Source organism: Pseudomonas sp. MEJ108 (genome assembly GCF_030208985.1).
Classification (GTDB): Bacteria; Pseudomonadota; Gammaproteobacteria; order Pseudomonadales; family Pseudomonadaceae; genus Aquipseudomonas; species Aquipseudomonas fragariae.
This window is the reverse complement of the sequence record NZ_JARVSW010000001.1, coordinates 40,157-60,080: the sequence shown is the minus strand read 5'-3', so window position 1 is coordinate 60,080 and position 19,924 is coordinate 40,157. Positions and strand designations below refer to the sequence as shown.

Here is a 19,924-nt window from a genome sequence, read left to right as displayed (position 1 = left end):
CGATCACCCCATAGGTAAGACGTAATGAATAAAAGACTTCAAGGCAATTGTTCCTCGAAGCCAGCCTTGGCAAGGTGCCTGGCTGTTCTGGCAATGATGATGGCTCTGTCCGCCTGCGGCGTGACAGACCGTGTCGCCAAGCGCATGGATGACACCTGGGCTGGCGACATGATGTTCGGTGACAATGAAAAGGTCATCCTGACGACTGACGGCGGCAACCAGCTCAACCCCGACGAGTACGGCAAACCGCTCTCGGTGGTGGTGCGCGTTTATCAACTGTCCTCTCTGGAGCGCTTCGAGTCGATCAACGCCGACACTCTCTGGGAGGATCCGCAAAAGGCTCTGGGCAACACGCTGGTCGAGAGCCGGGAGCTGATTCTGTTGCCTGGCATGGGCCAGACCGATCAGTGGCCGCTGAACCCGAATGCCTCGTATGTGGGCATCGCGGCGTTCTTCCGCACCGACGTCGACAGCCGCTGGAAGGTCGCGTTCGACGCCAACACGCTGCGCAAGGACGGTATCTGGTTCTCGTCCGACGGCGTGCGTGTGCTGGTGGATAACAACTACATCCTCGCGGTGCGTGGTGTGGACGTGCTGAACAAACTCAAGACTGAAGAGCAGTTCAACAAATCCAATTCGATTCCCGAACAACCCGCCGGCAAAAGTATGACCGAGCGCGCGCAGGACGCAGCTGTCCAGCAGGTTCAGGACTCGGCCGGCAGTGCTGCCAAAAAGGCAGCCGACTCACAATTCAATTCTCTGTTGGAAGGCGCCAAATGAGTAAACAAAGCCGCGTGATGTGGTCGGAAGGCATGTTCCTTTTGCCGCAACATTTCCAATATCAGGATGAGTTTCATCAACATCAGCTTGCTGAGTCGACGCTGCGCTCCACGCCCTTTCACTGGGGCGTGCAAACGCTGGAAGTCGACGTCGAGGCGCTGGCGACAGGCTCCCTGCAACTGAAGCGTCTGAAGCTGGTGTTCCCGGACGGCAGCCTTTACGACGCGCCGCAGCACGACCCGCTGCCTGCCGCCCGCGACCTGAAAAACCTGCTCAAAGGCGGAGAAATCAAGGTCTACGCTGCGCTCAAACTGCCTGAGCCCTTTGGCCTGAATTACGTTGAAGATGGCCAGGAACAGAAGAGCGCGCGACGCTTTCGCAAACAGTTCGACACCCTGCCAGACCTCAACGAAGGCGATCTGGAAAACGAAATCACCAGCCTGCGCCTGAACGTGGTGATGCTGGTCGATGGCGACAGTCTGGATGGCTACAGCTATTGCCCGATTGCCCGACTGGCACGCAACAGCATTGGCGGCTTCAACCTGGATGCGCATTTTGTGCACCCGACGCTGCACGTGGGCACCCACGAGACGCTGGTCGGTCTCGGCAGGCGTTTGATCAGCGTGCTGCAAGCCAAGAGCAAGGCGCTTTCAGGCCGCCGCCGCGAGCGTGCTGACCAGATCGCCGAGTTCGGCTCCAGCGACGTCACCTTGTTCTGGCTGCTGAATACCGTCAACCGCGCCTACCCGCAACTGGCTCACCTGCTGGCGCATCCACGCCTGCACCCGGAGCGCCTGTATCTGTTTCTGGCGGAACTGGCGGGTGGTTTGCTGACCTTCTCGCTGGACACCCAGCTCACCGACATCCCCGATTACGATCATCAGGACCCGGCGGCCTCGTTGGTCAAGCTCGACGAACTGGTTCGTCTGCTGCTTGAAAACGTGATTCCGAACCAGTGCATCGTCATCAACCTGAGTCAGGTCCGGCCTTCGTACTGGCAGGGCCAGTTGCTGGACCCGCGCCTTACCGAAGCCGACTTTTACATCTCGGTGCATGCCGACATGCCTGGCTCCAGCCTGCTGGAACTGGTGCCGCGTGCGTTCAAGGTCGGTTCGCCGGAAGACATCGAAGTGGTCGTCAACAGCGCCATGCCAGGCGTCACGCTGAACCACTCGACACGCCTGCCAAACGCCATTCCGGTGCGTCTGGACAACCATTACTTCTCCATCGAGCCGCATGGCCGGGTGTACGAACGCATGATGGAAGCCCAGGCTATTTCCTTCTACGCGCCCAGCGCGTTTACCAATCTCAAGCTCGAACTGTTGGCGGTGCTTAAATGACTGAAGCCGTGATGCAAGGTGCCGCTACGGCCGCAACCGAAAAACCTACGCTCAAAGACCTGGTGCGTGACTTCATCACCATGGCGCTGATTGTCCGTCGCGGCCGTCAGGCGATCTCGGTCACCGCCTTCGAATCCAGCGTCGATACTTTTTTCGCCAACCTGGAGCGTCAGGCGCGCAGCGCCAACTACAGCGTCGAACAGGTCAAGGACGCCCAATACGCACTGTGCGCATTCCTCGATGAGAGCGTGCTGCGTTCGGGCGACAACGACATGCGTCGCCACTTCGAAATGGAGCCGTTGCAGTTCCGTTATTTCGGGGTTCACCTGGCGGGCGAAGGCTTCTTCGAAAAAATCGAACTGCTGCGCGCCGACGTGAAAAAGAACCTGGATGTGCTCGAGGTGTATCACCTGTGCCTGGCCCTGGGTTTCGAAGGCAAATTCGGGCTGGGTCAGAAGGACCAGTTGCGCTACCTGGCCAACACGCTGGGCCAGGACATCGCACGCTACCGCAAGACGCCAAAGGCGCTGTCGCCTGACTGGGCATTGCCTGACCAGGTGTCGCAAATGCTGCGCCATGAAGTTCCGGTATGGCTTTACCTGGTGCTCATCGCCCTCGTATGCCTGGGTGTCTATCTGACGCTTGACTGGTTGCTGGGCAAAGACGTGGCCGCGTTGGCCGAACAAATCAGCCAACTGTTCAATGCTTGAGTCCCGATCAGGTAACCGAGTCAGGAAGACATGAAGACATTACTGCGCCTGTTAAAAAGTTTCTGGTTCCTGGTCCCGATACTGTGGCTGATCAGCCTGGCTGTCTGCTGGTTTTTCGCCCCAAGGATCAGTTGGCTGCAAGGCTACACGCTCGAAGCGATGGCGATCATCAGCGCCTTCTACCTGCTGCTGATCGTACTGCGTCAATACCGCCGGATTCGCACCGAACACAACCTCGAGAATCTGGTTCAGATCGAAGTTGACCGCTCGCTGAAGTCCACCGGCGAGTTCCGTGATCAGCAAGTGCTGCGCGACCGCCTCAAGCATGCCATTGCCATGCTGCGCACCGATCGTTCGGCAGGTGGTGGCGGCTCCTCGGCGCTCTACGATCTGCCCTGGTATCTGGTCATCGGCATGTCAGCGGCAGGCAAGACCTCGCTGCTGACCCGCTCCGGCCTGTCGGCCAGCATTGCCAGCAGCGCCAATGACACGGAAAGCGGCACCCAGCACTGCGACTGGTACTTCAGCCCTGAAGCCGTGATGATCGACACCGCTGGCCGCTACCTTCGCGATGATCAGTCCGCCAGCGAATTCGCGGCGTTCCTGCGCATGCTCAAAAAGCAGCGCAGCAAAGCCGCCGTCAATGGTCTGGTGCTGGTGGTCAGCCTGCCGGAACTGTTGGCCTCCTCTTCCGCCGAACGCAACGAAATGGGGGCGCGCCTGGTCACGCGCATCGAGGAATACACCGATTGCCTGGACGCCAATCCACCGATCTACCTGATGCTGACCAAGACCGACCAACTGCCCGGATTCAACCAGGCCTTCGACGGCATGGACCTGAACGAGCGCCAGCAGCCGCTCGGCATGACGTTCGGGCTGAACGAGATCAGCACCGAAAGCCTGCGCACGGTGCTCGATCGCAAGCTGGCGAACCTGCAGGCGCATGTCAGTCGCCATGTCGATGCACAGATCATCGCGCTGGGTGCCGATGCCAACAGCGCCCTGCTGAACTTCCCCAACTACTTTGCCGAGCTGTCGGCGATACTCGAGCAGTTCCTGCAGCATTTCGCGCGCAGTAACGTCAACGGTACTCAGTTGTTGCTGCGCGGCCTGTATTTCACCAGCGCCCTGCAAACCGACAAGCAACTGACACCGGTGTATGAAGACGAGCTGTCGGAGTCGTTCGTCCTGCGGCCGGCGAAGCCATACGGTGCAGTGGAGGAAGAGGAAGAAGAACACCGGAAAATCAGTGATCGCAGTTACTTCATCACCGATACCTTCCGCCGCGTCATTTTCCCTGACCGTGACCTGACCCTGTACCAGTCACGGCATGGCCGCGACCGCTCTATTGGCCCGATCGTCATCGCTGCGGCGCTGTTCGCCGGGCTGGCCTTCATCGGCTGGCAGGCCCTGTCGTTCCAGAAAAACCGCGAGTGGCTGGCCAACATCAGCCAGCAGTTGCACGACCTGGAGCAGTCCCCGGACCGGGCACAACGCCTTGCCTCGGGCCAAGGCCTGGAGCTGCTGCGCAATCAGCTGGCAACCATCGAGAAATACCGCACCAAGGGCGTACCGCTGCAACTCAGCGGCGGCCTGTACCGTGGTGACGATATCTACTTCGCCACCCAGACCGCCTACTTGCAGCAACTGCGTACCCAGGCGCTTGAGCCGATCACCCTGAAACTGCAATTGCAGATGCGTGAATTCAACGAGTTCGCCAAAACCATGGACCCGCAGTATGGCTTCGGGGCCGCCCCCGCAGGTTCCGACAGCAAAACCGGCAAGGCGCGTGCGCAAGGCCGGAAACTGCTGGACCGTGGCGCTCGCAACGTCGCTGCAGGCCGTCCGACCAGCCTGAGCAGCATTCCGCGCAGCACCGGCGACGTGACCAATCGCCTGACCGGCGCCGCGAGAAACACGGCCAGCCAGACACGCAGCGAGGCCATCGCCGCACTGCGTAACCCGGCCACCGCAAACGATGCGGCCGAGTTGTCGGCCACCACGGGCGGTCTGTCGCTGTCGGAGGAAATGCTCGGACGACTCGATGAACGGCAGGTGGCATCCATCATCGAGTCATACAACGCTCTCAAGCTTTATCTGATTCTGACTCAGCCGACCACGCACCCGGAAACCGAGTTCGTCAACGCGGCGTTGCCGGTGGCCTGGGCGGATATCTCCAGTGAGGCCAATCCGATCAGCGACGACGTCATTGAGGACAACTCGCCGGTCTATGTACAGTTGCTCAAGAACGGCGACGCGCCGGCCATGCCGCGTAATGAGCAGTTGATCGACGAGACCCGCAAGAGCCTGAAGTTTTTCATGATCTCCAGCTCGCTGGTGGACCGTGAATACCTGCGCCTGCAACTGGAGTCCAGCCGTCAGTTCCCCGCTATCGGCCTGAATGATCTGGTGCCGATGCCGGGTCGTCAGTTGCTGTACGGTTCGGAAGCCGTGCCTGCGATTTTCACCCGTCAGGGCTGGGAAGAGTTCGTCAAGCCCGAGCTGATCAAGCTGGTGTCCGGCAATCTGCGTAACGAATCGGACTGGGTGCTCGACGGTGAAGGCGGCGACAGCGTGGTGCAGAAAGCCAACTTCGTCCGTGAGTTCATGTCCCGTTACAAGCGTGACTACACGAAAGTCTGGTACACCATGATCGACAGCGTGGGCGTACGTCGCTTCAGCGACATGGCCAACGCCACGCAGCAGTTGTCATTGCTCAGTGACGTGCGCAATTCGCCGGTCAAGCTGCTGTTGGCCTCAGTCAACGACAACACGCAATGGGACGTCCCTGCAGTTCGCGAGGCGCAACAGACCGGGGTCAAGCGCGACGATGGCTTCTGGGGCAAGGTCACCGGCATCTTCGACAACAAGGAAGCGGCCGCCAGCGTACTGGTCTCGCCGCTGCCTGCGGTGGATGACGGCAGTCTGGCCAAGCGTTTCGAGCCTGTATCGCGGGTTTTCGCCACACAGAATGCCGAAGGCGCCGACAGCACCATCATGGATCGCTACCTGGCAGCGCTGCGCAAGCTCAAAGTGCGGATGAACAACATCCAGCGCTCGCAGGATGTCGGCAAGAGCAGCAAGCAGTTGATCAGCGAAACCCTCGAAGGGCAGCCGAGCGAAGTCACCAACGTGCGCAACTACGTTGAAACCACGGTCGATACCAGCCAGGGCGGGCTTTCCACGTCGCTGCAAAGCCTGTTCAGCCTGCCGATTCAGTTCGCCTGGGAAACGCTGCGCGATCCGGCTGGCGAACAGATCGCCAAAGCCTGGGCCAAACAGGTCGCCAAGCCCTGGGAACAGGTCATGGCTCACCGGTACCCGATTGCTGCGGACAGCCGCAACGAGGCCTCGGTGAAAGACCTGCAGCGTTTCGTCGACCCGGAGTCGGGCCTGCTGCCCAACTTCAAGCGCAATGAAATCGGCAATCTGTCCGATGGCGAAGGGCTCGGCATGGGCAGCGGGGCCAAGGCGGCGCCGCTGGTCAACCCGAAAATGGTCAGCAACATCGACAAGGCCAGTTCGCTGGGCGAAGTCATCGCCAGCCTCTCGGACCGCGACAACGGCTTCGAGATCATGCTTGAGCCGTCGGCCTACTTCACCGATATCATCTTCACGCTGGATGGCCAGGAGCAGCACTACCGCAACGGCAAGACCAGCTGGAGCCGCTTCTCGTGGCCTGGCACTACCACAGCGCCAGGCGCACGCCTGGATGTGGTCACCCTGTCCGGCGAACGCATTACCGTGTTCGACTACACCGGCCGCTGGGGCCTGCTGCGCATGAACGACAGCGCACGCGTCGCTGACCTCGACGGCATCCAGCAGCGATTCAGCTGGAACACGGCCAAAGGGCCGGTCAGCCTGGTGGTGCGCAACTATGGCGGCGTGAAGCTGACCGACCTGGCCAACGTCAAGGCGCTGAGCGCGCTTAACGCAACCGATGGGCGGACCAAGTGAGGATGCACATGCTGGATCTGGAGGGCGGTCGATGATTGGCTGCTTCGGAAAAGTGCCCGCGAGCGCAGATTTCGTCAGCCTGCACGGGGCCAGCGACGATGTTTGCGAGTTCGATGCATGGCTGCAGGGCGCACTCGCCGACATGCAGCACCGCGAAGACTGGCGCACGCTGTTCGATCGATTGCCCGTGTGCTTTTTCAGCTACCGGGCACGCAGCGGCAACTGGCTGGTGGGCGGTTTGATCAGTTCCAGGGACTCAAGCGCTCGGCGTTATCCGTTCTTCATCTTTCAAACGGTGAAGTCCAGTGACGCCGGGCTGTTTGTGAACCCTTTCACCCTGAGCGAACTGTTCGCCGGGCAGATCAAACCGCTGCTGCACATGGCCGCGCAAGGCGAAAGTACGGCGGTGCTGTTCGAACGCATCAGGGCCTTGCGACCGCTGCAAGGGCAGGACTTCGAGCTGTTCAGGCGTGTGCATGAGAAGTTTCTGGTGAACTTCACCCTGCGTGACATCGCGACCTCGCTGGAAAGCTCCTACCCGGAGTTCATCAGCAACGCCGTGCTCACCAGGCTGCAGGCGCTGAGCCGCCCGTCGTCCAAGGCACCCGTTGGTATTTCGCTGCCACTGCCGGCAGAACGAGGCTTGAAGAACCCGACAGCCGATCTGTGGGTCAACTGGCTGACACGCATCGAACCGAACAGGGCGGTGCCGCAGATCAGCATTCTGGCGGATGATTTCATGCGCCCCCGGCTGTTCTGCTTTGCATCCCGCAACACCTCCGGCGTGTACCGGGTGGTGACGGGCGTGAGTGAGCATTCGGAGAGTTATGACGTACTGGCACCCTTCGACACGTTCGACGAACACCACCGAGGCCATGTGTTTCCAGACATTGACCGCCCTCTTTATGACGTTATCGACCGCTTTGTCGATGTGCTGGATTTGAAGCCCGTATGAACAAGATCAAATACTACTTTTTGCGCTACCAGCCCTACGTTCTAGGGGTCTGCTTTTTCCTGGCGATCTTCATCGTCTGGAGCATCGGCCGTGCCCTGGGCTTCAGCTCGATGAACAGTCTGCTGACGGGGATCGGCCTGTTTCTGCTGTTGTCGGCAGCCTATGTGCTGTTGCTGTACCGAGGTGTATCACAGCACCAGAACCTGGAAGGCCTGCTGCGTGACGACGCCGATCAGGCGGTGCTCAACGCCAGCCCGGCAGACCGTGAAGAAGTCAGCCTGCTGCGCGAGCGCCTGCTGCAAAGCCTCGAGCGCCTGCAGAGCAACAAACCGAACGGCAGCAACTCCAAGGACGCGCTCTACGCCCTGCCCTGGTATCTGGTGGTCGGTCAGCCCGCAGCGGGCAAAAGCACCATGCTCTATCAGTCGGGCCTCAACTTCCCCTACGCAGAACGCGAAGGCGCACGCGTGGCCGGTTTGGGTGGCACGCGCAATTGTGACTGGTTCTTCAGTTCGGAAGCCGTGCTGCTGGACACGGCCGGTCGCTACATGAACGATCAGGAAGAAGCCGGCAAATGGCGTGCTTTTCTGCAATTGCTGCGTCAGCACCGCCAGCGCAGACCGCTCAACGGCCTGATTGTCACCGTCAGCATTCATGACATCCTGCAATCCTCGGTGGAGGACCAGGAGCGCATCGCCAAGCGTCTGCGCGAACGTATCCAGGAAACCCACGCGCTGCTGGAAGTGCGTCTGCCGGTGTATCTGGTGTTCACCAAGTGCGACCTGGTCCCGGGCTTCGTGCCGTTCTATCGCCAGCTGGACGATATGGCGCGCGGCGAAGTGATGGGCAAGACCTTCCCGCACAAGGGCTTCGAGCAAGCCGACTGGGGCCAGCGCTTCGGTGTGGCGATGGATGAACTGATCAATTACTGGAAACAGATCGCCAACCAGCAACTGGTGCTTCAGGACATCCAGGTCACTCGTCAGGACACCGCGGTGTATCGCTTCCCGCTGGAGCTGGAAGCCTTGAAACCGCGCCTGCTCCTGTTCGTCGATGCTCTGCTGCGCGCCAACCCGTATCAAAGCGCCGAGATGCTGCGCGGTTTCTACTTCACCAGCGCACTGGACGCCGATCAGCCCGAGATGGGCGGACACACCCGCCAGGTCACTGAGCGATTCCAGCTGGAAAGCGAGCAGGAAGCTGTCGATGGCAATGTCCAGCCGCACCCGCTGTTCATCAACAGCCTGTTCCGCAAGGTAATCATCCCCGATCAGCATCTGGTGGCGCTGTACACCACCAACCACCGCGAGCGTCGCCGCAAGGCCGCCTGGATCGGTGGCGCAAGCCTTGTCGCGTTGCTGCTGTGCAGTCTGTGGGGCTGGTCGTACTGGAACAACAAGGACAACATCCAGTCCATCTCCAGCGAACTCGCTCAGGCCGCAGCCGAGGACAGCAAGGCCACCGGGCAGTACACCGAGTGGCAAACGCTGGATCGCATGCGCTTCTGGACTTCGCTTTACTACGACCGTCATCACGACGAGGGCGTACCACTGCGCTTGCGTCTGGGTCTCTACCGGGGCTATGACGTCGAGCCGCTGCTGCGCACGCGTTACTTCAACCGTCTGGAAACGGTGATGCTCAAACCGACCGCAGACAACCTGACGCGCTCGCTTTACCTGCTGACCACCATCAAGGTCTACCAGCGTAATGCCAAGGACCTGATGCCGGTCACGGGTGTAGACAGTGTCGAGCCCAAGGCGCTGCCGCCGGATAACCGCGCACAATCCATCGCCGCCTTCGGCAAGGCCACGCTGGACACTTACGTGATGTTGTCGCGCGCCCAGCGTGAAAAGGCCGACCCGGCGTTCCTGAAAGCGAAGATGCCTGATTACTGGTATCCGGCTATTGCGCGTCAGACCGGCAAGACCATCACCGCGAATGCCGAGGCAGGCTCCAATCAGGATTACGAGTACGCCAGCCGACAGATCAACTTCTACAGCGATCAGATTCACGAGCTGGACGTGCCGCGTATTCTCGACAACGCATTTCTGACATCCAGTTCGCGTAATTACATCAACAGCCTGTTGACGCAGTCGTTGAAGGCTATCGAAACGATCACGCTGGAATCGGACACGCTGTTTGCCTTTGGTCGTGCCGATTTCCAGAGCCTTAAAACCGAAGGTCAAAATCAGTTGAGCGCGATCGCCGGCAAGCTGTTGAATACACCGAACATCGGCAAGATCGTGATTGCAGGTCACGCCGACCAGCTGGGCGACCCGCAAAGCAACATGCAGGTGTCCAAACAGCGCGCGCAGACCATCAAGACCTACCTGGTCGGCAAGGGCGTGCCCGCCGAGCTGGTGGACGCGATCGGTGAAGGCAGCGAGAAGCCTCTGGTCAAATGCGACATGCAGCAACCCAGAGCTCAGTTGATTCAGTGCCTTGAGCCGAATCGACGCGTGGAGATCGAAGTACGCGCGCTCAATTGATCGCGCGTTGGCAAGCAAACCGAAGCCCGGGTTGTCCCTATGAAACCTTGGCCGTGGCAAGAGAACCTTTCTTGATCGTTTCAGGAAGGTTAATCAAAAGGGCCGTGTTCTGTCCGCAGACGCCACGGCTTTAAATGAAGAAGGAGAAGCAGAAAATGGCATTTGACGCATACATCCAAATCGACGGCATCCCAGGCGAAGTTCTGGACGACAAGCACAAGGACTGGATCGAAGTGTTGGGCTACGAGTTCGGCGCTACCCAGGCCACCTCGGCGACCGCAAGCTCTTCGGGCGGTGCTTCGTCCGAGCGCGTTGCACTGAGCGACTTCAGCATCCGCAAGTCTGTGGACAAGGCTTCCGCCAAGCTGTTCGAAGCGTGCTGCAAGGGCACTCACATCGCCAAGATCCAGCTGAACGTCAACCGTGCAGGCGGCGACAAGCTGACCTACCTGACCATCAACCTGGAAGAAGTGGTTGTGTCTTCCGTGAAGGCGGTTGCTGGCGGTAGCCAGAAAGGCGAAGACAACGCAGTCAGCGATCTGCCGATTGAAGAAATCAGCTTCAACTTCGCTCGCATCAAGACTACCTACACCCAGCAGAGCCGTTCCGATGGCCAGGGTGGCGGTAACGTCACTGGCGGCTGGGACCGCACTGCGAACAAAGTATTCGCATAAGTCCGTGACACATCGGGTCGCGCAAGCGGCCCGTCTTCAACACCGTGTCTGCCCAGGCACGGTGTTCTTTTATCCTCTGATCAGAGTTGACTATGTCTGAATTTCTCAACGACCTTTCGCTTGCCGATCTGACGGCACCCATCAACGGGGGAAGTGGCGAGGACCTGAGCTTTTCCACCCTGTTCGATCAGGTCAAGGAAGCTCGTCGAGCAGACCCCGACTACCTCACCCAAGGTGACTGGCAAACCGATCTCAAGTCCTCGGACTGGGAACAGACCATCACGTTGGCCGCACAGGGCCTTGCCGAACAAAGCAAGGACCTGATGCTCGTCGCCTGGCTCAGTGAAGCCCTGGCGCACAAATACCACTTCGTCGGCATCACCTTCGGCCTGACCGTGGCCGAACGGATCCTGCAAAACTTCTGGGACGATCTGTACCCGTCTCTGGAAGATGGCGTAGAAGAACGTGCCGCCCGCCTGGCCTGGCTGAAAACCACGCTGACCGAAGTCGTCGGCGGGCTGCCGATCACACAGGGGCAGAACTTCGGCCTGTTGCGTTACGACGAGTCACGCCACGTTGAAAACCTCGCGCTGCAAAACCCCAAGGCCATGCAGTCCGCTGTTGAAGAAGGCAAGATCAACGCCGAAATCTTCCAGCGCTCGGTGGTGCTCACCGACTCGGACCACCTGCGCCTCAAGGCCAGCGAAATCGCCGCCAGCCTGTACGCCTGCCAGCAGCTCCAGGCCACTGCCGACACCCTGTTCGGCCGCGACGCGCCGAGCCTTGTCACCCTCAGCGACATCCTGCAACGCGCCGGGCAACTGACCGAAAAGCTGCTCAAGGACCGCGGCATCGAACTGAGCCCCGCCCCCGCCGCCGCTCAGGCCGCCCCCGAAACCGTCGTCGACCAACCCGCAGGTGCCGTGATGACCCAGGCCAGCCAGGACAGCGCGTCCGCACCACTGCGCACCACCCCGACCACACGCGACGAAGCCTTCACCATGCTCGCCGGCATCGCACAGTTCTTCAAAAACACCGAACCGCAAAGCCCCGTCCCGTACCTCATCGAGCGCGCCATCAAGTGGGGCAACATGCCGCTGGAAGGCTGGCTGAACGACGTTATCAAGGACAGCAACGTCGTGGACAGCATTCGCGATGTGCTGGGTACGAAAGAGCCTAAGCAGTAAGGGCAGTTCGTAGGATCGGTCTGTATGAACGTGCGTACAGACCATCAGGAAACGCACCACAGGACGAGTCTGTCTGTACGACTGACGTGCCCATGATTTACCCGTATTTTGTGTCATACCCAGCGCTGCAACAGGGAACGACCATTCACAGGATTCACACACATCAGGGATTAGAGAATGAACACGTCAGACCCGGTAAACGCATCAGGCCATTACAGCGACAAATGGAAAGAACGCTTCGCCTTTTTTGAAGCGCACGGCGGCCCAAGCGCACCGGGGTTCAGACCCGCGCTCAAGCAACTGCCCTTTTTGAAAAAAATGAAAATCAACTTCAACTTCTTCGCGTTCTTTTTTGGGCCGGTTTATCTGTTCATCATGGGGCTGTGGAAGAAGAATCTGTCCTTTATCGCGATCATGATAGTGGTGTCCGTCGCATCGGACATCGTGATGGAAATGTTTGATTTTCGCTACGCCAGAGAGGCCAGCTCTGCACTCGGTTTTGTATTTAACGCGCTCTACGGGCAGCTGACTAACTATGCCTATTATCTCAATGAAGTGAAAGGCAAGCAGAGCTGGAATCCCTTTGAGGGGATACGTTGGTAATGCGAGCACATGGATTCTATTTCAGGGAGATTTAAATGTTTGAACCTGTAGCCATTACAGCAGTATTACTGTTTTTTTTAGCGCTGGGATTTTTTACTGTCTACGCGCCGATTAGAACCATTGCTTCGTTGATTCGGCGTAACAATCCTCTTGACCGTGTGTCGCGGTTTTCTTACGCCATGTCGACCTGCTTATCATTTCCCGCGGCAGGCTATGCATTCCTCGTTGCTTTCGTTGATTCGGACCAGACCGAAACGTTTTTATGGCTTTCGGCCTATCTTTTTTTACAGGCAATAATGATGGCGGTACTGATGATTAAAACCAGAGGACGCTCAAGGCTTGATAGATTTTTGTAGCTTCCTGGCGTTCGCCTCACACAGTTGAAGTCTGCCGTTTGTAAATCCTACCTCTCATTTGGGCAGGCATGGAGCCATTACTCACAAGGAAGCCAATATGCGACCAATCATCGTGATCAACGATCCTACCTCCGATGCAGGTCAGGTCCTCGAGGGATCGCCCAGCATGTTCATAAACGGTTTGGCCGTGGCACGGGTCGGGGACCGAGTGTCTTGCCCACATGGTATCGGGACCATCGTCAGCGGAGATGAAACCCTGCTGGTGGACGGCCGCCCGGTGGCCCGGGAAGGTGATTTCATTTCCTGTGGTGCGCGGCTGATGGCAACGCAGCAGGACACCGTGGACCTCTAAGGAACAGAGATGAATACAACACTCAGCAGCAACGCACCGGGAGCCTGACCATGACCACACCTGTAATCACCACCCCGGTCGCTACCAGCAAAAACATGTCGTGCAACATCAACATGCCGTGGTTTCTACACAACACCGAGTACTACCCTAGAGAAGCCACTTTTGAGCCTTTGGTCAACGGCGAGCGCGCATTCGGCGCGGTGTACGATGCGATAATGGTTGCCAAAAAGAGTGTTGAAATAGTCTGCTGGGGGTTTCAGCCTTCGATGTATTTTAAGCGTGGCGATAAAAGCTCTATGTGTATCGGAAAACTTCTGGCGATTAAGGCCCAAGCCGGAATTCAAGTAAGAATCATCTGTTGGTCTGACTCACTTCACATGGGCCAATTTCTGGAAAACACTACACCAGGAGATAACGTCAGCAACTGGATTCCCGGCCTTGATGATTTTTTTCACGCCAACTCGGTTACAAAAGAACTAGGCCTTGATAGCGTGAACAAGAAGCTCGAAGAAAGGCGCGCGCAAGCCGAACAGAATCGAGATAAGGAACAAATCCAGATTGACAAGATGTGGTATCGCCAGGTCCGCCTCGCCTACACGGGTGCTGAAACTGGCCCTATCCAGCTAGGTCAACGCTTTTTTCATGTAATGATGTGGGGCACCGACGAATCTCTCAAAATCAAGAATTTAGAATTCGTCACTCGCGACTTTTCCGTCACCGACCGTGTGGAAATTGCATGGCAATTGCAAATGAGAGCACTTGATCAAGATCGCAGTAAAACTAATAAGGTCGTAAGTACAGGGGCTATGTTCGTCGCACCGAGTCACCATCAAAAAATGGTGCTTATTGACTATGAAGTTCCGGATATTGCGGTGGGCTTTGTCATGGGTCACAACTCATTGGACGCCTATTGGGATAAGGATGATCACAGCGCGACAAGAATGCCAGCTCATGAGGGCCGCAACGGCGCAACTCCGCGTCAGGATATTTCCAGCCGAGTTACCGGCCCGATACTCGAATACTTGAACCACAACTTTACTGAAGCGTGGTTGCGCGAAACAGGCGTTGACCTTTTGACACCTAGACAACATATTGCAAACCAGCTGAAAGCCAGAGATGGGTTCGGTCCTAAAATGATGGCTCAGGTTCTGCGGACTCAGCCTCAAGAAGATAAGCGTGATATCAGGGAGATGTATATCAAGGCCGCAGGCAATGCAAACAGTTTTATGTACATAGAGAACCAGTATTTTCGCTGGCCACCTTTGGCGGAAAAAATCAAAGAAAATGTCCGTCGTCAATTTGCAGACGGGCGGAGTTTGATTGAGCATGGCCCACTTTATCTTTTTGTCGTTACCAACTCGTCAGAAGAAGGAATGGGCGATGGAACAATCAACACCTATCGAATGCTCAGACAATTAGGTCGCCCCGAACTCATGCCTAATGTTGCGAGACTGGAGCGCAATAAAGAGCTGGAAGCTCAGGTCGCGCAAGCCAAGGAGCGTTATGATACCGCCAAAGGCAAGATCACCATTATTGAAGGCACCTACGGAAATTCATTCAATCCGGCAATGAGTAAACTGTGGGAATCACAGCGAAAAGCAGCCGCAGCGGCAGAAGCTGAGTACCGTGAATTAAAAGCCAAACTGCCTGCTGCTAGTGTAAAAACTGTGGAAAAGGTAGAAATTGAAGGCCTTGAGGTGCTGATTTGTACCTTGGTCGCTCCTGACTCGCCCCCCGAAGAATGGATGGACGTTTACATTCATAGCAAACTGATGATCATTGATGATGTTTTTACTACATTAGGCTCAAGCAATATCAACACACGCAGTATGGAAGTCGACAGCGAGCTGAATATCTGTGTTGAAGATCCAGCTGTGACTAAGCCATTGCGCAAGCATTTATGGGGAATACATTCCAATGGGAAGGGCAGCGGAGATGATATTGGAGAAGCATTTGATATCTGGACCGAAACTGCAGTTTACAACTCAGCACTTCGTCAAAAAACCAAAGACAAGGCAAGCCCCACGGCATCCTTAACAGAGTTCAGAAGAGAAAGTGCTTCAAGAACAAATAAGGACTAAATATGCTTACTCGATTGATTTTAACTTTCACCTTGTGCTTCACGATATACGCATGTGCCGAGGAAGACTCATTGAACATATCTGCAGACCAAATGAAACATGCTTTAGAAAGAATTTCTTTTACATGTCATGTAGAGGCAGATCATCTACCGTCTATTAGCGAAAATGCTCGACAGCTGTATCAATATGCAAGATTACTAGAGACCACGGAGGGGCCTAAAGACTATCAAAAAATAGCAAGGTATTATCGACTTGCGTCTGCTGAGGGTAATTATAAGGCAGCTACTAATCTGCACACCTTGATCTCCCAAGGTGTTATTGAGACCGACAATCCAGAAAAAGACGTTATCGATATTGTTGAGGGTCTTATCGCCCAAGGTATTCCAGGAGGTTACTACGATATGGGACATTATTTGGAAGAGGGCTATGGCGTCAAGCAAGATGGAAGCAGAGCAAATGCTTACTTTCGTCGAGCGGCCGACTTAGGTAATCCGGATGCCCAATTTTACGTATCAAAACTGCTTGAGGGTATCGAATCGGCAGAGGAAACAGTGACTAGTATGCGTCGCTGCGCAATGAATCAAGGGCATGCTCAGGCCGCTTTCAACTACGGAGTTTATATGAAGGTGCGGGGTAACTACCCAGAGGCTATTCAGGCCTTTCAAGCGGGCGCTCGGTACGGTAGTCGTAATAGCGCGAGTTTTCTGAGGGAGGGATTTTCCACAACCGATGCTAGTGATGAACAATATTATTTTGCGCTGCCTGTGGATGACAAGCGGTCTCTTCGCTATAAACAAATTGGTGCCTTCCTAAGACGCTATGATGCTCTTGGAGCAAAAGTCCCAGACATCGACCAGATCGTTCCCCTGCCCCCAGCCAAGCTTCCGGAATGGGACGGCACATTCGAATGGCTGAAAAAACGCGAGTCCACGCCCCCTGCTGAAAAGCCATCGGAAGACATGATCCGGGCGCTAAGCCAGGAGAAAGGCCTCGACCCGGAAACAGGTCTGCCGCTACCGAAATGACGTGATAACGATGGGTATACGTTAAGCCATACCTGCTACGCCCCAAAGGAACGGACTCCGGAATCGGGGAATCTGACCTCGACACAAAGGAATGGAAATGTTCACAAGGCTGGTTTTTCTGGCAATTCTCACGACAAGCCTCTGCGCTTGCGAGAAGAAAGGTCACGACAGCGTTACTGATGAAGACATGGCTAAGGCCATGGAGAGGCTTTCGTTTGTCTGCACTCACGAAGCAGACCATTTGCCTGCGATAAGCGATGATGCTCAGGTGCTGTATCGCTATGCACTATTTCTGGAATCGAAAAAAGGCGCCAAAGACTATCAGCAAATAGGCAGATACTACCGTTTGGCCTATGCAGCAGGTAACTATAACGCGGCAACCAACCTGCACAATCTGATAGCCCAAGGGGTTGTTGATAGCAGCAATCGCAGTAAAGAGGTTACAGCCATCGTAAAAAATCTGATCTCGCAAAGTATTCCGGGCGGTTATTACGATATGGGACATTATCTGGAGATAGGCTATGGAGTAAAGAAAGACATACCCAGCGCTCGTGCCTATCTACGGAAGGCCGCTGACCTAGGCAATCCGGACGCACAATATTACATAGCCGAATTGCTAACCAAAGTCCCTAATACTGCAACCACAATGCAGTCCATGTACAAGTGCGCGATGGAACAAGGCCATTCGATGGCTGGAAGAAGATACGCTAGCTATGCCTCAGTCACAAACGGATATAAGGATGCCGTCGCCGGTTACCAACTCTCAACCAAGAATGGCGACAACATTAGCGCTCGTCTTCTGGCGCGTGGCTTCGAAGGACCAGAACCTTCTGACGAATTTTATTATTTGGCATTAGATAAAGATGAAGAGCGTGTCGCAAGATACGATAAAATCAGCAATTTCTTGGTTCGTCATAAACACTTGGGCGCCAAGATCCCTGATCTGGATGACATTGTTCCACTGCCCCCAGCACCGTTGCCCGAGTGGGACGGCACGTTCAAATGGAAGCGTGATCGTGATGCCGCTGCACCACCTTCGCCTCCATCGGAAGAGCTGATTCAACGGATGGCGGCAGAAAAAAACCTCGATCCTGAAACAGGTCTTCCACTACCTGCATCGAAGTGAAAAAGACATGCGTTGAATCATACTCGACACATGCGTAGAGGAAGGGACTCCAATTCCGGGAAGCTTGTCCCACAAATAGGCACATACAAGGGAACGGAAATGTTCACAAGGCTGGTTTTGCTGGCAATTCTCACGACAAGCCTCTGTGCTTGCGAGAAGAAAGGTCATGACAGCGTCACTGATGAAGACATGGCTAAGGCCATGGAGAGGCTTTCGTTTGTCTGCACTCACGAAGCAGACCAGTTGCCCGCAATAAGCGATGATGCTGAGGCACTGTATCGCTATGCACTATTTCTGGAATCGAAAAAAGGCGCTAAAGACTATCAGCAAATAGGCAGATACTACCGGTTGGCCTACGCGGCAGGTAATTATAAAGCGGCTACCAACCTGCATGACCTAATCGCTCAAGGCGTTATCGAAAGTAACAGTCGCAGCAAGGAAGTGATTGATATCGTAAAAGATCTGATCGCGCGAGGTATTCCGGGTGGTCATTACGACATGGGGCATTATCTGGAAATAGGCTATGGCGTGAAACAAGATACGAGTAGCGCGAATGCCTACTTCCGCAAAGCTGCGGACCAAGGTAATCCCGATGCACAATTTTATGTGGCCAGGCTCCTTGCTAAAATTCCGGATACCGCTGATGTCATGCAAGCAATGTACAAATGCGCGATGGAGCAAGGTAATGGGCCAGCAGGCGTTTATTACGCTAGCTATTCAAAAGTCGTTGGCCGTTATGCTGATGCGGTTACAGGCTATCACACCGCAATTCGGAACGGTGACTACGACGCCGCACGCAACCTGGAACGTGCTTTTAAAGGTCCGCCACCGTCCGAAGAGCTTTACTACATGGCCTTGCAGCGAGATATGCCACGTGTGGAGCGCTTGGCAAAAATCCGCGTATTCCTTACAGAAAATCAATACCTCGGACCAAAAGTCCCAGACCTCGACCAGATCGTCCCCCTCCCCCCGGCCAAGCTTCCGGATTGGGACGGCACATTCGAATGGCTGAAAAAACGCGAGTCCACGCCCCCAGACAAGCCCTCGGAAGACATGATTCGAGCGCTCAGCCAGGAGAAAAGCCTGGACCCCGCTACAGGCATGCCTTTGGCAGCCGTTAAAAAGTAAACGATCTCTACTTGCACGACAGCGCGATATCCAAAACCTCGCGCGCGCTCTTAAGGAAAAGAAATGCTTGGTCCCCGTAGGAGTATTTATGATCGCCTGTCCGAAAAGCGTCTGGCTGATCTTGAGCGGCAGCGCGTTGTCGAGGCGCAGTTGCCGAAGGGCAATTTCACCTCTGGCTCTGTGGCGGTGGTCAATGCCTGGGTGTGGTTGCCTTGCGGTGTATTCGACGCGCCGCTGACGGCTGATGAGTTGGCGCTGCGCCGTGCGGATTTTGATCATGATCCACGCCTGGTGGACTCGCGCAATTTGCGACGGCCTCTGCGTCGCCTGGATACACCGGCTGTTCGGTCGCCTGCCGTCGATGCGGCTGGGCGGGCTGTCGAGATTCTCAAGGCGATGTTTGCCCAGTGGGATGAGGCGTTCTGTTCGCAGGTCGACTGGTCGAACACTCAGGTCATATTGTTTGCACCGACGGCGCTCAGTGAGCTGGACTGGCTGGCCGCCGTTTGCAGGCTGTGGCCTCGCGAGCGTTTGCCTTATTACGCGTTTGACGTCACCACTCAGCCGGTGGCGCAGTGGCTACCCGAAGTCCTGGGGCAAAGCTACGGTGCGCCCTACCTCTTGTGCCTGAGCCTGGATACCTGGGCGTGCAAGGAGCAGATGAAGGTCGGTGAACCCGGCGAAATGGCTGGGGAGGCGGTCAGCGCGGCCCTGCTGCAACGCGAATCCAGCCCTCCTGAACCGCTGCGCGAAGGCGCTTTGAAACTGTTTGCGCCCGTCACTGAACACCATGTCAGCCGTTACTCACAGACCCGCACCGACACGCAGTCGCTGGAAAGCCTGATGGCCGGGCTAAGCGCCCGAACCGGCTTCGACGCAGAGAAAATCAAAGTACTGATCGGCGATGGCGCTTTCGATGGGCAACGTTTGCAGCAGCTTCATCATTACGCTCGGTCCTCTTTGCCTGGCCTCGATCTGGAACGCCAGATCCGTTTGAACACGCTGGGCGCTCGGGTCGGGCCTGCCACTGAGCAATGGGCGCAGATCGGGCTGGCGTGGCTGGCTGCCAGCGCAGAACCGGGCAGCGTCGCATGGATACTGGACCGTGGTTGCGCGGATCAGACTCAGGGCTGGCTGATCGGCTGATCACCCAGGGAATTG

16 protein-coding genes are annotated in these 19,924 nt (G+C 56.4%); all 16 read left to right on the top strand.

Annotated elements, in window-relative coordinates; all coding sequences use genetic code 11:
* Positions 1 to 24 precede the first annotated feature (24 nt).
* The 16 genes from tssJ (at position 25) to QRN50_RS00175 (ending at position 19,909) form a co-directional block, all read left to right on the top strand.
* Positions 25 to 780, top strand: a complete 756-nt coding sequence (gene tssJ, locus QRN50_RS00250) for a type VI secretion system lipoprotein TssJ (protein ID WP_080278131.1) — start codon at positions 25 to 27, stop codon at positions 778 to 780.
* Positions 777 to 2,120, top strand: coding sequence for a type VI secretion system baseplate subunit TssK (gene tssK / locus QRN50_RS00245; RefSeq protein WP_003343637.1), 1,344 nt, complete (start codon positions 777 to 779; stop codon positions 2,118 to 2,120). Before tssJ ends, tssK begins: the two co-directional genes overlap by 4 nt.
* Positions 2,117 to 2,830, top strand: coding sequence for a type IVB secretion system protein IcmH/DotU (icmH, locus tag QRN50_RS00240; RefSeq protein WP_003318805.1), 714 nt, complete (start codon positions 2,117 to 2,119; stop codon positions 2,828 to 2,830). The genes tssK and icmH overlap by 4 nt, the downstream gene beginning before the upstream one ends.
* 30 nt (positions 2,831 to 2,860) lie before the next feature.
* Positions 2,861 to 6,787 carry a type VI secretion protein IcmF/TssM N-terminal domain-containing protein gene (locus QRN50_RS00235; RefSeq protein WP_096127169.1) on the top strand — a complete coding sequence of 1,309 codons (3,927 nt, stop codon included), beginning with the start codon at positions 2,861 to 2,863 and terminating at the stop codon, positions 6,785 to 6,787.
* Positions 6,788 to 6,818: 31 nt separating this feature from the next.
* Complete coding sequence (tagF, locus tag QRN50_RS00230) at positions 6,819 to 7,742, top strand: type VI secretion system-associated protein TagF (RefSeq protein WP_003401903.1); 924 nt, start codon at positions 6,819 to 6,821, stop codon at positions 7,740 to 7,742.
* Entirely contained in the window at positions 7,739 to 10,231 is a 2,493-nt protein-coding gene (gene tssM / locus QRN50_RS00225) for a type VI secretion system membrane subunit TssM (RefSeq protein ID WP_058399518.1), read from the top strand. Before tagF ends, tssM begins: the two co-directional genes overlap by 4 nt.
* A 155-nt stretch (positions 10,232 to 10,386) precedes the next feature.
* Entirely contained in the window at positions 10,387 to 10,905 is a 519-nt protein-coding gene (locus QRN50_RS00220) for an Hcp family type VI secretion system effector (protein ID WP_003318810.1), read from the top strand.
* 92 nt (positions 10,906 to 10,997) lie between these two features.
* A complete protein-coding gene (tssA, locus tag QRN50_RS00215) occupies positions 10,998 to 12,092 on the top strand; it encodes a type VI secretion system protein TssA (RefSeq protein ID WP_003343647.1) in 1,095 nt (364 codons plus the stop codon).
* 177 nt (positions 12,093 to 12,269) lie between these two features.
* The gene (locus QRN50_RS00210) at positions 12,270 to 12,695 is read left to right on the top strand and encodes a DUF2628 domain-containing protein (RefSeq protein ID WP_024642642.1); all 426 of its coding nucleotides are present in this window, start codon (positions 12,270 to 12,272) and stop codon (positions 12,693 to 12,695) included.
* Positions 12,696 to 12,730: 35 nt separating this feature from the next.
* The gene (locus tag QRN50_RS00205; protein ID WP_024642643.1) at positions 12,731 to 13,051 is read left to right on the top strand and encodes a hypothetical protein; all 321 of its coding nucleotides are present in this window, start codon (positions 12,731 to 12,733) and stop codon (positions 13,049 to 13,051) included.
* A gap of 97 nt (positions 13,052 to 13,148) precedes the next feature.
* Positions 13,149 to 13,403 carry a PAAR domain-containing protein gene (locus QRN50_RS00200; RefSeq protein ID WP_003401893.1) on the top strand — a complete coding sequence of 85 codons (255 nt, stop codon included), beginning with the start codon at positions 13,149 to 13,151 and terminating at the stop codon, positions 13,401 to 13,403.
* A gap of 50 nt (positions 13,404 to 13,453) precedes the next feature.
* Positions 13,454 to 15,484 carry a phospholipase D-like domain-containing protein gene (locus QRN50_RS00195; protein ID WP_032657311.1) on the top strand — a complete coding sequence of 677 codons (2,031 nt, stop codon included), beginning with the start codon at positions 13,454 to 13,456 and terminating at the stop codon, positions 15,482 to 15,484.
* A 2-nt stretch (positions 15,485 to 15,486) separates the two neighbouring features.
* Positions 15,487 to 16,509, top strand: a complete 1,023-nt coding sequence (locus tag QRN50_RS00190) for an SEL1-like repeat protein (protein ID WP_024642645.1) — start codon at positions 15,487 to 15,489, stop codon at positions 16,507 to 16,509.
* Between the two features lie 97 nt (positions 16,510 to 16,606).
* Positions 16,607 to 17,635, top strand: a complete 1,029-nt coding sequence (locus QRN50_RS00185) for an SEL1-like repeat protein (protein ID WP_285427488.1) — start codon at positions 16,607 to 16,609, stop codon at positions 17,633 to 17,635.
* A 99-nt stretch (positions 17,636 to 17,734) separates the two neighbouring features.
* Complete coding sequence (locus tag QRN50_RS00180) at positions 17,735 to 18,763, top strand: SEL1-like repeat protein (protein ID WP_024640468.1); 1,029 nt, start codon at positions 17,735 to 17,737, stop codon at positions 18,761 to 18,763.
* Between the two features lie 63 nt (positions 18,764 to 18,826).
* Positions 18,827 to 19,909 carry a hypothetical protein gene (locus QRN50_RS00175; protein ID WP_096126883.1) on the top strand — a complete coding sequence of 361 codons (1,083 nt, stop codon included), beginning with the start codon at positions 18,827 to 18,829 and terminating at the stop codon, positions 19,907 to 19,909.
* Positions 19,910 to 19,924 lie beyond the last annotated feature (15 nt).